The 13,723-nt window shown below is 71.1% G+C and carries 11 protein-coding genes and 1 riboswitch; of the genes, 5 read left to right on the forward strand and 6 right to left on the reverse strand.

Going from position 1 to position 13,723, the window contains the following annotated elements; genetic code table 11:
- The first annotated feature begins 194 nt into the window (after positions 1 to 194).
- The 5 genes from FGW31_RS11140 (at position 195) to FGW31_RS11160 (ending at position 6,358) form a co-directional block, all read left to right on the forward strand.
- On the forward strand, positions 195 to 464 hold the full coding sequence (locus FGW31_RS11140) for a DUF3311 domain-containing protein (RefSeq protein ID WP_182675235.1): 270 nt from the start codon (positions 195 to 197) through the stop codon (positions 462 to 464).
- The gene (gene mctP, locus FGW31_RS11145) at positions 461 to 2,089 is read left to right on the forward strand and encodes a monocarboxylate uptake permease MctP (protein WP_142193232.1); all 1,629 of its coding nucleotides are present in this window, start codon (positions 461 to 463) and stop codon (positions 2,087 to 2,089) included. The genes FGW31_RS11140 and mctP overlap by 4 nt, the downstream gene beginning before the upstream one ends.
- Positions 2,090 to 2,167: 78 nt before the next feature.
- Positions 2,168 to 2,674, forward strand: a complete 507-nt coding sequence (locus tag FGW31_RS11150) for a GNAT family N-acetyltransferase (RefSeq protein WP_142193233.1) — start codon at positions 2,168 to 2,170, stop codon at positions 2,672 to 2,674.
- 52 nt (positions 2,675 to 2,726) lie between these two features.
- Positions 2,727 to 2,861: riboswitch (cobalamin riboswitch) on the forward strand.
- Positions 2,862 to 2,984: 123 nt separating this feature from the next.
- Entirely contained in the window at positions 2,985 to 5,345 is a 2,361-nt protein-coding gene (locus FGW31_RS11155; RefSeq protein ID WP_142193234.1) for a ribonucleoside-diphosphate reductase subunit alpha, read from the forward strand.
- A 56-nt stretch (positions 5,346 to 5,401) separates the two neighbouring features.
- Positions 5,402 to 6,358 (forward strand): ribonucleotide-diphosphate reductase subunit beta, encoded by a 957-nt coding sequence (locus FGW31_RS11160; RefSeq protein ID WP_233452462.1) that lies wholly within the window; start codon positions 5,402 to 5,404, stop codon positions 6,356 to 6,358.
- A gap of 131 nt (positions 6,359 to 6,489) precedes the next feature.
- Here the strand turns inward: FGW31_RS11160 and FGW31_RS11165 are convergent, their stop codons facing one another.
- From FGW31_RS11165 to FGW31_RS11190, 6 genes are all read right to left on the reverse strand, one after another.
- Positions 6,490 to 7,860 (reverse strand): bifunctional albaflavenone monooxygenase/terpene synthase, encoded by a 1,371-nt coding sequence (locus FGW31_RS11165; RefSeq protein WP_142193236.1) that lies wholly within the window; start codon positions 7,858 to 7,860, stop codon positions 6,490 to 6,492.
- Positions 7,857 to 8,942: an epi-isozizaene synthase gene (gene cyc1, locus FGW31_RS11170; RefSeq protein ID WP_142193237.1), complete on the reverse strand. Its 1,086-nt coding sequence runs from the start codon at positions 8,940 to 8,942 to the stop codon at positions 7,857 to 7,859. Before cyc1 ends, FGW31_RS11165 begins: the two co-directional genes overlap by 4 nt.
- A 248-nt stretch (positions 8,943 to 9,190) precedes the next feature.
- A complete protein-coding gene (gene def, locus FGW31_RS11175; protein ID WP_142193238.1) occupies positions 9,191 to 9,841 on the reverse strand; it encodes a peptide deformylase in 651 nt (216 codons plus the stop codon).
- A 78-nt stretch (positions 9,842 to 9,919) separates the two neighbouring features.
- Positions 9,920 to 10,900 (reverse strand): tetratricopeptide repeat protein, encoded by a 981-nt coding sequence (locus tag FGW31_RS11180; protein WP_142193239.1) that lies wholly within the window; start codon positions 10,898 to 10,900, stop codon positions 9,920 to 9,922.
- 178 nt (positions 10,901 to 11,078) lie between these two features.
- Entirely contained in the window at positions 11,079 to 12,302 is a 1,224-nt protein-coding gene (locus FGW31_RS11185) for an HD-GYP domain-containing protein (RefSeq protein WP_182675231.1), read from the reverse strand.
- Positions 12,299 to 13,663 carry an HD-GYP domain-containing protein gene (locus tag FGW31_RS11190; RefSeq protein ID WP_142193240.1) on the reverse strand — a complete coding sequence of 455 codons (1,365 nt, stop codon included), beginning with the start codon at positions 13,661 to 13,663 and terminating at the stop codon, positions 12,299 to 12,301. The genes FGW31_RS11185 and FGW31_RS11190 overlap by 4 nt, the downstream gene beginning before the upstream one ends.
- Positions 13,664 to 13,723: the final 60 nt, after the last annotated feature.

The following is a 13,723-nucleotide window of genomic DNA, read 5'->3' on the forward strand; positions in this document are numbered from 1 at the left end:
CCGCCCCCGAGGCCCTCCCCGATCCGGATGAATCCGGCGAAGCGGGCGTTCGGCAAAGGTTTCGTTGCTGTTGCCTCTCGGTTGAGCGGCGCCTGGGTACCGCTATGCGGACGAGGGGTTACCAGCGCACCGCACCCTGACCTACATTTCCGCGCATTACCGCCGGTGATCAGTGAGGGGACGGGAGCCGTCAGATGTCACAAGCCCCAGAAATCAGAGGAGGGCCGGTGGTGACGCCCGCGCGCGTCGTCATCGCCCTCTGTCTCGTCGCACCGTTCGTGGCCATGCTGTGGGTCGGCTCGTACGCCAAGACCGACCCCGTCTTCATCGGCATCCCGTTCTTCTACTGGTACCAGATGCTGTGGGTACTGCTCTCCACCGTGCTGACGATGATCGCGTACAAGCTCTGGCAGCGTGACCAGCGCGCCCGCCGGGACGCCTCGAAGGGTGGTGCGGCCCAGTGAACGAGGGCGTCAACGGCGTGGCACTCGCCGTCTTCATCTTCTTCTTCCTGCTGGTCACCGCGATGGGCTTCATGGCCGCGCGGTGGCGCAAGGCCGAGAACGAGCACAGCCTCGACGAGTGGGGCCTGGGCGGCCGGTCCTTCGGCACCTGGGTCACCTGGTTCCTGCTCGGCGGCGACCTGTACACCGCGTACACCTTCGTGGCCGTCCCGGCGGCGATCTACGCGGCGGGCGCGGCCGGCTTCTTCGCGGTGCCGTACACGATCCTGGTGTACCCGCTGATCTTCACCTTCCTGCCGCGGCTGTGGTCGGTGTCGCACAAGCACGGCTATGTGACGACCTCCGACTTCGTGCGCGGCCGGTTCGGCTCGAAGGGTCTGTCGCTGGCCGTCGCCCTCACCGGCATCCTGGCGACGATGCCGTACATCGCGCTCCAGCTGGTCGGCATCCAGGCCGTGCTGGACGTGATGGGCGTCGGCGGCGGCGAGGACACCAACTGGTTCATCAAGGACCTGCCGCTGCTGATCGCGTTCGGTGTGCTGGCGGCGTACACGTACTCGTCCGGTCTGCGGGCCCCCGCGCTGATCGCGTTCGTGAAGGACACGCTGATCTACATCGTCATCGCGGTGGCGATCATCTACATCCCGATCAAGCTGGGCGGCTTCGACGAGATCTTCGCCTCGGCGAGCGAGGCGTTCGGCCAGACCAACCCGGCCACGGGCGCACCGCGCGGCGCGCTGGTGCCGGGCGACGCCGGCCAGTGGACGTACGCCACGCTGGCGCTCGGCTCGGCGCTCGCGCTGTTCATGTACCCGCACTCCATCACCGCGACGCTGTCCTCGCGCAGCCGTGAGGTGATCCGCCGCAACACCACCATCCTGCCGCTGTACTCCCTGATGCTGGGCCTGCTGGCGCTGCTCGGCTTCATGGCGATCGCGGCCGGCGTCAAGGTCAGCAACGGCCAGCTGGCGATCCCGCAGCTGTTCGAGAACATGTTCCCGGACTGGTTCGCGGGCGTGGCCTTCGCGGCGATCGGCATCGGCGCGCTGGTGCCGGCGGCGATCATGTCGATCGCGGCGGCGAACCTGTTCACCCGCAACATCTACAAGGACTTCATCAAGCCGGACGCGACCCCGGCCCAGGAGACCAAGGTCTCCAAGATCGTCTCGCTGCTGGTGAAGGTGGGCGCGCTGGTCTTCGTCCTGACCATGGACAAGACGGTCGCCATCAACTTCCAGCTGCTCGGCGGCATCTGGATCCTGCAGACCTTCCCGGCGCTGGTGGGCGGCCTGTTCACCCGCTGGTTCCACCGCTGGGCGCTGATCGGCGGCTGGGCGGTCGGCATGGTCTACGGCACGGTCGCCGCCTACGGGGTGGCCTCGCCGACGCAGAAGCACTTCGGTGGTTCGGCGAAGGAGATCCCGGGCATCGGCGAGATCGGCTACATCGGCCTCACCGCCTTCGTGATCAACGTCCTGGTCACGGTCGTCCTGACCTTCGTCATGAGGGCCCTCAAGGCGCCCGACGGCGTCGACGAGACCAAGCCGCAGGACTACACGGCGGACGCGGGCGACCCCGGCGTCGAGGTGGAGCTCCCGCCGGCCACGGCGGGCAGCGCGCACTGACGCCGCGGCACAGCGGGCGACGGGCCGTCGGAGAAAATCCGGCGGCCCGTTGTCGTACCCGTCCGGCAGACTCCCCTCATGGACATCGTCATCCGGCCGGTGGCGGCCGACGAGTACGAGGCACTGGGCGAGATCACCGCGCAGGCCTATCTGCTGGACGGGCTGCTCGACTTCGGGGAGAACGACGCCTACCTCGACGAGCTCAGGGACGTGGCGAAGCGGGCGGCGGCCGCCGACGTGCTGGTCGCCGCGGAGGGCGGGTCGGTGCTGGGCGGGGTGACCTTCGTGCCGAGCGGCGGGCCGATGGCCGACATAGCCGGGCCGGGCGAGGCGGAGATCCGGATGCTCGCGGTCGCCCGCGCGGGCCGGGGCCGGGGTGCCGGGGAGGCCCTGGTGCGCGCCTGCGTCGAGCGGGCCCGGGCCACCGAGGGCTGCGTACGGGTCGTGCTGTCGACCCAGCGCACCATGCGCGCCGCGCACCGCGTGTACGAGCGGCTGGGTTTCACCCGCACGCCCGAGCGTGACTGGAAGCCCCTGCCGGAGCTGGACGACATCACTCTGCTCACCTATGAGTTGACGCTCTGACAGCAGCGCGACACAACATATGGGCCTGTCGGCGAGACCCGACACAAGATGTATGCTCATGCTCGCTGTCGTCGCAGGGGAATCCGGTGCGAATCCGGAACTGTCCCGCAACGGTGTACCCATGCCCGCCCGCCTGCCGGAGCGCATGGGCGTCAGTCCGAGGACCTGCCGACAGTGCGCCCGGCCGTCCGGTCCGGGTGCCTGACGTCCGGGCCTCGTGGGTTGGGCCGGTGGACGCGACGCCGTGTGCGCTCGTGTGCCGCCGCCTGCCCTCGCGCGGGGCCCGCTGCCGAGCGAGGGAGAGCCACACGTGACCATCGCGCCAGCCGATCCGGCTTCAGCGATCGACGTGACCGAGGAGAGCGACGGCCCCGGTGCCGCGCTGCTGCGGACCCTGACCGAGCTGACCGCCGACCTGCCCGACGCCGACCCCGGCCGGGTCGCCGCCGCCGCGCTGCGCGGCCGGTCCGCGCGGGCCGACGAGGCGGAGCTGCGGGAGCTGGCCACCGAGGCGGCGGCCGGCCTGATCTCCGAGGACCCGGCCTACTCCCGGCTCGCCGCCCGCCTGCTGACCCTCGGCATCCGCGCCGAGGCCGCCTCGCAGGGCGTCACGACGTTCACCGGGTCCGTCGCGACCGGGCACCGCGAGGGCCTGATCGCCGACCGGACCGCCGCGTTCGTCCGGCTGCACGCCGACCGTCTCGACGCGCTCGTCGACACCGCGGCCGACGACCGCTTCGGCTACTTCGGCCTGCGCACCCTGTACAGCCGCTACCTGCTGCGGCACCCGGTCACCCGCAAGGTCGTCGAGACGCCCCAGCACTTCCTGCTGCGCGTCGCCGCCGGTCTCGCCGAGGACGACACCTCCCGCTCGGTGGACGAGGTCGCCGCGCTCTACGGGCTGATGAGCCGCCTGGACTACCTGCCCTCCTCCCCCACGCTGTTCAACTCCGGCACCCGGCACCCCCAGATGTCGTCCTGCTACCTCCTGGACTCGCCCAGGGACGAGCTGGACTCGATCTACGACCGCTACCACCAGGTCGCCCGCCTCTCCAAGCACGCCGGCGGCATCGGCATCGCCTACTCCCGCATCCGCGCCCGGGGTTCACTGATCCGCGGCACCAACGGGCACTCCAACGGCATCGTCCCGTTCCTGAAGACGCTGGACGCCTCGGTCGCCGCGGTGAACCAGGGCGGGCGGCGCAAGGGCGCGGCCGCGGTCTACCTGGAGACCTGGCACGCGGACGTCGAGGAGTTCCTGGAGCTGCGCGACAACACCGGTGAGGACGCCCGCCGTACGCACAACCTGAACCTCGCGCACTGGGTGCCGGACGAGTTCATGCGCCGCGTGAACGCCGACGCGCCCTGGTCGCTGTTCTCCCCGGCGGACGTGCCCGAACTGGTCGACCTGTGGGGCGAGGAGTTCGACGCGGCGTACCGGGCCGCCGAGGCGAAGGGCCTGGCCAGGAAGACCCTCCCGGCGCGCGAGCTGTACGGCCGCATGATGCGCACCCTCGCGCAGACCGGCAACGGCTGGATGACCTTCAAGGACACCGCCAACCGCACCGCGAACCAGACGGCGACCCCGGGCCACGTCATCCACTCCTCCAACCTCTGCACGGAGATCCTGGAGGTCACCGACGACGGGGAGACGGCGGTCTGCAACCTGGGCTCGGTCAACCTCGGCGCCTTCGTGGACCGGGGCGGCATCGACTGGGAGCGGCTCGACGAGACGGTGCGCACGGCCGTGACGTTCCTCGACCGGGTCGTCGACATCAACTTCTATCCGACCGAGCAGGCGGGCCGTTCCAACGCCCGCTGGCGACCGCTGGGACTGGGCGCGATGGGCCTCCAGGACGTCTTCTTCAAACTGCGCCTGCCCTTCGACTCGCCCGAGGCGAAGGACCTGTCCACCAGGATCGCCGAGCGGATCATGCTCGCCGCCTACGAGGCGTCCGCGGACCTCGCCGAGCGGGACGGCCCGCTGCCCGCCTGGGACAGGACCCGCACCGCCCGCGGCGTACTGCACCCCGACCACTACGACACGGACCTGGCCTGGCCGGAGCGCTGGGCGGCGCTGCGGACACGGATCGCCTCCGTCGGGATGCGCAACGCGCTGCTGCTGGCGATCGCGCCCACCGCCACCATCGCCTCCATCGCGGGCGTGTACGAGTGCATCGAGCCGCAGGTGTCCAACCTGTTCAAGCGCGAGACGCTGTCGGGTGAGTTCCTCCAGGTCAACTCCTACCTGGTGGACGACCTGAAGCAGCTCGGCGTGTGGGACGCGCGCACCCGTGAGGCGTTGCGCGAGGCCGGCGGCTCCGTGCAGGACGTCGCGTGGATCCCCGAGGAGGTGCGCCGGCTGTACCGCACGGCGTGGGAGATCCCGCAGCGCGGCCTGATCGACATGGCCGCCGCCCGCACGCCGTTCCTCGACCAGGCGCAGTCGCTGAACCTGTTCCTGGAGACGCCGACCATCGGCAAGCTCTCCTCGATGTACGCCTACGCCTGGAAACAGGGCCTGAAGACCACGTACTACCTGCGCTCCCGCCCGGCGACCCGCATCGCACGCGCGGCACGCGCCACCACCGTCCCCGTCCCGCAGCCGGCCGACCCCGAGGCCGTCGCCTGCTCCCTTGAGAACCCCGAGTCCTGCGAGGCCTGCCAGTGAAGACCGTCGAAACCAAGAACCTGCTCGACCCGGGCTTCGAACTGACCCTGCGTCCCATGCGCTACCCCGACTTCTACGAGCGCTACCGGGACGCCATCAAGAACACCTGGACCGTGGAGGAGGTCGACCTCCACTCCGACGTGGCCGACCTCGCCAAGCTGACCCCCGCCGAGCAGCACCTCATCGGGCGGCTCGTGGCCTTCTTCGCCACCGGCGACTCGATCGTGGCGAACAACCTGGTGCTCACGCTGTACAAGCACATCAACTCCCCCGAGGCGCGGCTGTACCTGTCGCGGCAGCTCTTCGAGGAGGCGGTGCACGTCCAGTTCTACCTGACCCTGCTGGACACCTACCTGCCCGATCCGGACGACCGGGCGGCGGCCTTCGCGGCCGTGGAGAACATCCCGTCCATCCGGGAGAAGGCGCAGTTCTGCTTCAGGTGGATGGACTCGGTGGAGGAGGTCGGCCGGCTGGAGGACCGGGCCGACCGCCGCCGCTTCCTGCTGAACCTCATCTGCTTCGCGGCGTGCATCGAGGGCCTGTTCTTCTACGGCGCCTTCGCCTACGTCTACTGGTTCCGCAGCCGGGGTCTGCTGCACGGCCTGGCGACCGGCACCAACTGGGTCTTCCGCGACGAGACGATGCACATGTCCTTCGCCTTCGACGTGGTCGACACCGTGCGCAAGGAGGAGCCGGAGCTGTTCGACGAGCAGCTCGGGCAGCAGGTCACCGACATGCTGCGGGAAGCGGTCGGGGCGGAGCTGCAGTTCGCGCGGGACCTGTGCGGCGACGGGCTGCCGGGCATGAACACCGAGTCGATGCGGCAGTACCTGGAGTGCGTCGCCGACCAGCGCCTGCAGCGCCTGGGCTTCGCTCCGGTGTACGGCTCGGAGAACCCGTTCTCCTTCATGGAGCTCCAGGGCGTGCAGGAGCTGACGAACTTCTTCGAGCGGCGCCCGTCCGCGTACCAGGTCGCCGTGGAGGGCACGGTCGACCTGGACGAGGACTTCTAGCAGGCCGCGCGCCGCGGCGCCGCCTCACCGAGGCGGCGCCGGGGCGGCGCGGGACCGTCCGGCCGGTGCGCCGGGAAGGCGGCGCACGTCCAGGGGCCCGGAGGCCGCCCGCACGTGCGCCGCGCGGCGGGTCAGCGGGGCAGGGCCCGCAGCATCAGGCGGCGCGGGCGCAGCGTGATGCCGATCCGGGGCCGGGGGTCGGAGTCCGGCGCGTGCGCGAAGCGGTAGGCGGTGGCGACCGCCGCGGTGATGAGCGTGAGTTCGGCCATCGAGAAGTGGTCACTGGGACATTTCCGGTTGCCCACGCTGAACGGGCTCATCGCGTACTTGGGCACCTCCTTGGCCCGCTCCGGGAGCCAGCGGTCCGGGTCGAACTCCTCGTTCCGCCCGTACGACCGCCGGTCGCGCTGGACGGCGTACGGGCTGTAGATGAGGTCCGCTCCCCGGGGAATGCGGTATCCGCCGAGTTCGGTGTCGGTGACCGCCCGGCGGGTCAATATCCAGACGGCCGGATACAGCCGCATGGTCTCGACGACGACGTTCGCGGTGTATGTCAGCCGTCGCACGTCGTCGAATGCAACAGGGCGGTCACCCGCCACGTGTTTCACTTCGTCGCGGATCTTGTCGGCGACTTCCGGGTGTTCGGTGAGAACCAGGAGGAGCGACATGATCGTCGATCCGACGGTTTCACTGCCCGGGGTGAGTATCGCGATGACCTGGTCGTGGATCTCCTGTTCCCCGATGGGGTCGCCATTCTCGTCCTTCGCCTCCAGCAAAGCCGTCAGCAAATCGTTCGGTTTTTGACCGCTTGCGCGTCGGTCGGCGATGATCTCGTCCACCAGGACATGCAAATCGGCCAGGGCCCGGTTGAATTCGCGGTTGGCCGGAATCGGCACCTTGTAAAGCGGTCCGAGCGGCACCACCATGCGCTGGTACATGCCGCTGAACAGCGTGGCGAGAGCGGCGCAGATGCGATCGGCGCGGGCGTCCATGTAGCTGCCGCGCATCAGGCAGCGGGCGGCGATCCGGACGGCCACGCGGAAGGACTCCGTGGTGATGTCCAGGACCTCGCCGGAGCGCCAGCGCTCCACGAGCGCGTGCGACTCCGCCGCCATGATCGACCCGTAGGCGGGGAGCGCGTCGGGCCGGAAGGCGGGCTGGATGGTGCGCCGCTGCCGCCGGTGCAGCGCGCCGTTGGCGGTGGCCACGCCCTCCTTTCCGAGCAGGTCCTCCAGCGACTCCCACAGAGGGCCGGCGATGATGTAGTCGGGGCTGAGCGCCACCGCCCCGGTGAGGGCGGGCGTGGTGACGGCGTACACCGTCTTCGGCCCGAGTTTCAGCCGTACGACGTCGCCGTGGTCGCGCAGTTGGGACATGAAGGCCAGCGGATCTCGCGCCATCCGCAGGCCGTGGCCGAGGACGGGCACGCCTCCGCCGGCCACGGGCGGCTCGCGCAGCGCGGCCGCCGCGGATGCTCCGTCCTTCACCGACTCGACGGTCATTTCTCACCTGCCGCTTCGTTGTTGACGTACGGGGGCGTGGACCGGTCCTCCCAGCTGTCGACCCGGTACCGGCCGGACTCGTGGTGGAACCAGTAGACGGAACTGAACCAGTTCCGCATGTTGCCGACGCAAGCGCGTACGGCGGCGCTCGTTTCCTTTCCTCCCACCGTGCCGTCGTCGAGGCCGTCGGCGAACCGTAATGCCTCCCGCTCGGCGGTGAGGAATTCACTGATGCATTCCTCGACCCGGTGCCTGACGTCGGCGACGGCCTCTTCGAGTGACATTCCCTCGTGGGTGATGAGACTGATTCCGAGGTTGTGCACCTCACTTCCCGCTATTTCCTTCGGCAGGGAGCAGAGGTCGTTGTACCAGGCGGCGAATTCCTGACTGAGCAGTGCCGCCTTCCGGTATGCCGGGTGTTTGCGTACCGCGTCCGGGAGTTCACGGCCCGCACTGGGTTCCAGGAGATCCGTCCAGATCCAGTGCGCGAAGGTGAGCCGGCGCAGTTCGAGGTATTCCTCGACGGTGGGGACGATGCCCTCCGTACGGTTGTGGAATTCCCGGTCGTAGGCCTCGATCACGGTGTGGAAGTGCCGGGCGAACCGGGCGTTCCAGCTGTCCGGCAGGAACCCGTAGAGCCGTCGCACGCTGTCCGCGAGCCCCGCCACCACCGGGTCCTCGTGACCGAGGTGGTCCGCGGGACGGTCGAGGGCCGTGTGCAGCCGGTCCTTCAGCCGCCGCCAGGCGGCGGGGCGGCCGTGCACGATGTCGCGGTCGTGCCGGTCGTCCCAGACGAAGAACCATGCGCTGTAGTCCGCTATCGCCTGCATGACGTCGTCGGGAGCGCCTGTGTAGTAGCCCGCCATTAGATCGGTGTAGCGCAGGCCGTCGGCGTGTTCCTCCACCGTGTCCGCGGGCATGAGCCGCATTTCGCGGAGCCAGGCCCGGGTGGTCCTCTGGAGCTCCGGCCAATAAGGGTGGAGCCGCCGGGGAAACGCCGCCTCGATCAACGGGAGAGACAGCGCCGGTGGAACCGCAAGGGTGGTCGGTGTCGATGTGGTGCCGTGTGACAAAGCATGCACGAACAATCCCCTCTCAGCCGCCGGTTGGCGTGCCGCCTCCCGAGCCGGCCGCACGCCGTGCGTATCGCCGCCCCTCCATTCAGCACCACAACTGACCGCCGTGCGAACAGATTTGCTCCTTCCGTTCCGTCAAGGGGCACACAAACGAACGGCGTTCGCCCCGGGAAGACCCGGATCGAACGCCGTACGGAGAGAGGCGGAGGGAGGCGGAGGGAGGCGACGGGAGGCCGAGGGACTCCCGCGACCGGTCAGTCGTTGGCGACCACGGGGTAGCGCGGCTCGTTCTCGGCCATCTGCCGCAGCGCGTCCTTGCGTTCCCGCTTCGACAGCCGGTCGATGTAGAGGTAGCCGTAGAGGTGATCGGTCTCGTGCTGCAAACACCGTGCGAAGTAGCCGGTGCCGCGCACCCGGATCGGGTTGCCCTTCTCGTCCTGCCCGGTCACCTCGGCGTAGTCGGGGCGGGCCAGCGACGCGTACGCCGTGGGCACCGACAGGCAGCCCTCGTTGCTGTCGTCCAGCCGGCGCCGCTCTGCGGGCAGTTCGACCAGCTTGGGGTTGCAGACCACGCCGACGTGGCGCACGCCCTCGTCGTCCGGGCAGTCGTAGACGAAGACCTTCAGGTCGACGCCGATCTGGTTGGCGGCCAGGCCCACGCCCTCGGCGGTGCGCTGGCTGGCGAACATGTCGGCGACCAGCTGCTGGAACTCCTCGCCGAAGTCGGTGACGTCCCGGCACTCCTTGTGCAGCACCGGATTGCCGACGACGGTGATCGGGCGGGAGGTGCCGCGCTCCCTCCAGGACGCCTCGCGCTTCTCGCAGTCCTCCGTGTCGATGACGTACCCCTCGTCGTCGACGGGGAGCACGCCCGCGTGCTGCTGATCGGTGTCCTGCTGAGCCATGACCGACGTGTGCCTTCCTGGGAAAAACCGGGGTGTGATGCTGATACAGGGTACGGCGAACGGCGCGCGGGCCCGTCCCTAACAGACCTCTTCGAGGTCCCGCCAGTCCCGGGAGTCCGGGCTGTCGGCGACCCACCCGTCCAGCAGCCCTCGGACCAGTGAGGCGGGCGCGGCGATCCCGCACTCGCGCTCGGGCACCCACAACTGCCCGTCCGTACGGTGTCCGAGCGGGCCGGGATGCCCCGGCTCGCTGTGGTCGTGCGGGTCGAGGTGCTCGCCCTCGCCCTCGTCGGACGGCATCCGTGACTCCGAGCACATCCGGCACAGCAGCCGCACCGAGGACGACCAGTCCTCGGCGGCGAAGCCGGCGTCGGAGGCCAGCTGCTCCAGCGCGTCCCGGTCCGCCTCGGACGCGGCCTCCAGCAGCACCACCCAGGTCGGCACCGGCGACGGCGCCCACAACTCGATCTCGTCGAACACCGGGTAGGTGTGTCCGGCGGCGGTGCTCCGCTCGCCGTGCGGCACGCCGTCGTGCAGGACGACCTCGCCCCAGCGGCGGCCGGACGACGGCAGCGGAATGGACAGCACCTCTATCCGGGCCGGGTCGAGGCGCCGCCCCCACACCACCTCCGCCTCCCCTTCCGGGGACAGCCGTACGGCCGCGCTGCCGAGGTCCATGCCGAGCGGCTCACCGGAGTCGTTGGCCGGGCCGGGCACCTTCAGGCCGTAGGCCTGCCAGGCCCGCCGGGCCAACGGCCAGTCCTGCAGGGCGGTGGCGGCGATGCCGACGTTCCACCAGTCGGGAGCCCCGGTGTCGCGGTCGAGCAGCGCGACGGCGCGCAGGCCGGCCGCGCGCGCCTGTTCCCAGTCGTGCCGGAACTTGTGCAGCAGCGCGAGGTTGAACCAGGACTCCGACAACCAGGGCTCCAGATCGGCGGCACGTGTCAGCAGCGCGCCCGCGTCCTCGTACCGGCCGTCGCCGATGAGCGTGAACGCACGGTCCGTGGCCTGCCGCCAGGAGGCGGAGGGCCGGTGCCGTCCCTTGCCGAAGATCCTCACGATTCCCGCCTGCCAGTTCCGTCGCTGGGCCGGCTGTACCTGTCCGCGCCCCCGGACACCCTCTCCTTCGCATCCAACCACGTGCGGCAGCGAGGGCGCTCATTACCCATGGGTTACCCAGGCTCGGGCGGGATCAGACAGTCGCGTTCGCGGCTCGCGCCCCGCCCGGCCCCCTTGTTCACGCGCACCCCGTGTTCCGCGCCAGTACCCGCGCGAGGGCCTCGACGACCTCCGGCGCGTACGTCCCGGCGGTGCCCAGCCGCAGTTCCTCCAGCGCGGTCAGCGGCCCACCCGGTCCGCCTTCCCGGGACTTCTCCTCGTACGCGTTGACCACCCGGACGATCCGCGCGGCGAGCGGCTGCTCCTGGAGCGGATCGGCCTGGCGTTCGACGATCCCGGCGACCCGCGGGTCCACGCCGGTCTGGCGCACCACGGCGCCGCCCAGCAGTGCGATCCGCCGCTGCTCGGCGACCGGCAGGACGGCGGTGGCGCCCGCGGGGACCGGGTCGACGAGGCTGAGCTGTCCGATGTCGTGCATCAGGGCGGCGTACTCCAGGACGGTCAGTTCGGGCTCGGTCAGTCCGAGGTCACGGCCCACGGCCAGGCTGAGCGCGGCGACCCGGCGGGCGTGCCCGGCCGGTGTGTATCCGGCGATCTCGGTGGCCCGGGCGAGGGAGGCGATGGTCTGCCGGTAGGTGGCCCGCACGGCGGCGTACCGGCGGTAGGACAGTTGCGCGAGCAGCAGCGGTACGGAGAAGACGGGCAGCGCCCACAGCCCCACGACCGCCGTCCCGAGCGCCATCACCGCGCCCGTGGCGATGACCGCGGCCCCGATGCCGGGCACCGCGCGCAGTTCGTCGCGCAGCAGGGGCGGGAAGGGCCATCCGGTGCGGGAGTGGGCGAGTGCGGCTGCCAGCACGGCGTCGCACAGCGCGGTCAGGGAGAGCAGGGCGAGCAGGAGCAGCGCGTGGGCGGGGCCGCCCCAGTCGTCGAGGGCGCCCCGGTGGGAGAGGGGCTGGGCGCACACGGCGACGAAGCCGACGGTCAGCACCCGGCGGGCCGGTGCGTCGAGGGTGGGGCCGTCGCCGCGGCCGGCGTGCGGCACGCTGCCCAGCAGGGACGCGGCGAGCACGACGGTGACGACCTGGGCGGCGCCGTGGTGGGTGGGGCGGCCCGCGGTCTCGCCGAGCAGCGCGTACGACAGCGCGCCGGCGGTGGCGAGCGGAGCGGCCTCCCTGATGCGGGTGCCGTTGCGCCGGGTGAGTTCGCCGACGGTGACGAGCACGCCGAAGGCGAGGGCCGTGCCCCGTTCCTCGACACCGTGGTAGAGGGTGGTGCCGAAGGAGCCTGCGGCCAGTACGGCGGCGCACAGGTGCACGACGGTGTGGAGCCGGGGCCTCATCGGCGCGCCCCGGACGGGTCGCCGGCCGGTGCCGCGGGCCCCGGCACGGCGCCGGAGCGGGCGTCGTCGGCGGTCACCGCCGGATGCCAGCCGGCCCGGCCGATGGCCCGTACCAGCGCGCCCACCATCCGCGGGTCGAAGTGGGTGCCCGCGCACCGCCGCAGTTCCTCCAGCGCGACCGGCACGGGCCGTGCCCTGCTGTAGGAGCGGGGGGAGGTCATCGCGTCGAAGGCGTCGGCGACCGCCACCACGCGCGCGGACTCGGGGATCTGACCGCCCGCCAGCCCGTAGGGGTAGCCGCTGCCGTCCAGCCGCTCGTGGTGGTGGAGGACGGCGGCGCGGGCCTCGCCGAGGAAGGAGATGCCGCGCACCATCTCGTGCCCGTACTCGGGGTGCAGTTCGATCACCCGGCGCTCCTCCGGGGTGAGGGGCCCGTTCTTGGTGAGCAGCCGGGTGGGCACGCCGAGCTTGCCGACGTCGTGCAGGATGCCCGCGAACCGCAGCACCTCGACCCGCTCGTCGTCCATGCCGAGTTCCCGCGCGATCATCATGGACGCCCGTCCGACCCGCTCGCTGTGGCCGCGCGTGTAGCCGTCCTTGATGTCGACGGCCTGGACGAGCGCGCGGATCGTCGCCTGGTGGGCGGCCCGTTCGCGGTGGTACTGGGCGAACGCCCACCAGGAGACGCCCATCGGCAGCAGCACGAGCAGCGCCGCCACCGGCCCGTAGGGGCTGCGCCACAGCAGGGCCATCATGAGTCCGGCCAGACCGTGCACGGTGAGCGGGACCAGCGACCGCAGGAACAGCCGCCACCAGGCGTCCGGTGCGGCCGAGCGCCTGCCGCGCGGGGGCGCGCCGGACGTCAGCGCGAGGATGCCGCCGTCCAGCAGGGTGAGCACCAGGCAGAACGCGGGCACCGCGGCCCCGGCCGCCAGGAGCGCGCCCGGGACGTCGCAGTCCGCGACCGCCTCACGGCCCCCGGCCGCCAGATGGACCCGGCTCGCCACCCACACGGCGAGCACCAGGCGCCCGGCCCGCCAGAGCCGGCGCACCGACCGGGGCCGCCGCTCGACGGGCAGCAGCAGCGCACCGGGCAGCGCGACGAGCGCGGCGGCGGACGGCGGCAGCAGGAACGCGGCGGCGAGCAGCACGGGGTGGAAGGTTCCGCCGGCGTGCGGGACGGCGACGAGACGCGACCGGGCGAGGTGCTCGCAGGCGGCGTACAGCGCGGCCAGCAGGGCCACGGCCCACCAGGAGGTCGGCGCGCCCGGCAGGACGCCCGGCGGCGGGAGCAGACAGACGAGGCCCGAGAGGGTGACACAGGCGACGTGGACGCGGGCCCGTGCCGGTAACGCTTCCATGAGCCCCTCCCCGACCGTGCCTGTCGCTCGACCTGCCGGCTGCCAGGCTTCGGAGCCTAG

This window comes from Streptomyces calvus (assembly GCF_006782915.1).
Taxonomy (GTDB): Bacteria; Actinomycetota; Actinomycetes; order Streptomycetales; family Streptomycetaceae; genus Streptomyces; species Streptomyces calvus.

Bases quoted from the DNA above. Each gene is read 5' to 3' on its own strand.
- FGW31_RS11140 (WP_182675235.1), top strand. From the start codon at position 195: ATGTCACAAGCCCCAGAAATCAGAGGAGGGCCGGTGGTGACGCCCGCG.
- FGW31_RS11150 (WP_142193233.1), top strand. From the start codon at position 2,168: ATGGACATCGTCATCCGGCCGGTGGCGGCCGACGAGTACGAGGCACTG.
- FGW31_RS11160 (WP_233452462.1), top strand. From the start codon at position 5,402: ATGCGCTACCCCGACTTCTACGAGCGCTACCGGGACGCCATCAAGAAC.
- FGW31_RS11165 (WP_142193236.1), bottom strand. From the start codon at position 7,860: ATGACCGTCGAGTCGGTGAAGGACGGAGCATCCGCGGCGGCCGCGCTG.
- def (WP_142193238.1), bottom strand. From the start codon at position 9,841: ATGGCTCAGCAGGACACCGATCAGCAGCACGCGGGCGTGCTCCCCGTC.
- FGW31_RS11185 (WP_182675231.1), bottom strand. From the start codon at position 12,302: ATGAGGCCCCGGCTCCACACCGTCGTGCACCTGTGCGCCGCCGTACTG.
- FGW31_RS11190 (WP_142193240.1), bottom strand. From the start codon at position 13,663: ATGGAAGCGTTACCGGCACGGGCCCGCGTCCACGTCGCCTGTGTCACC.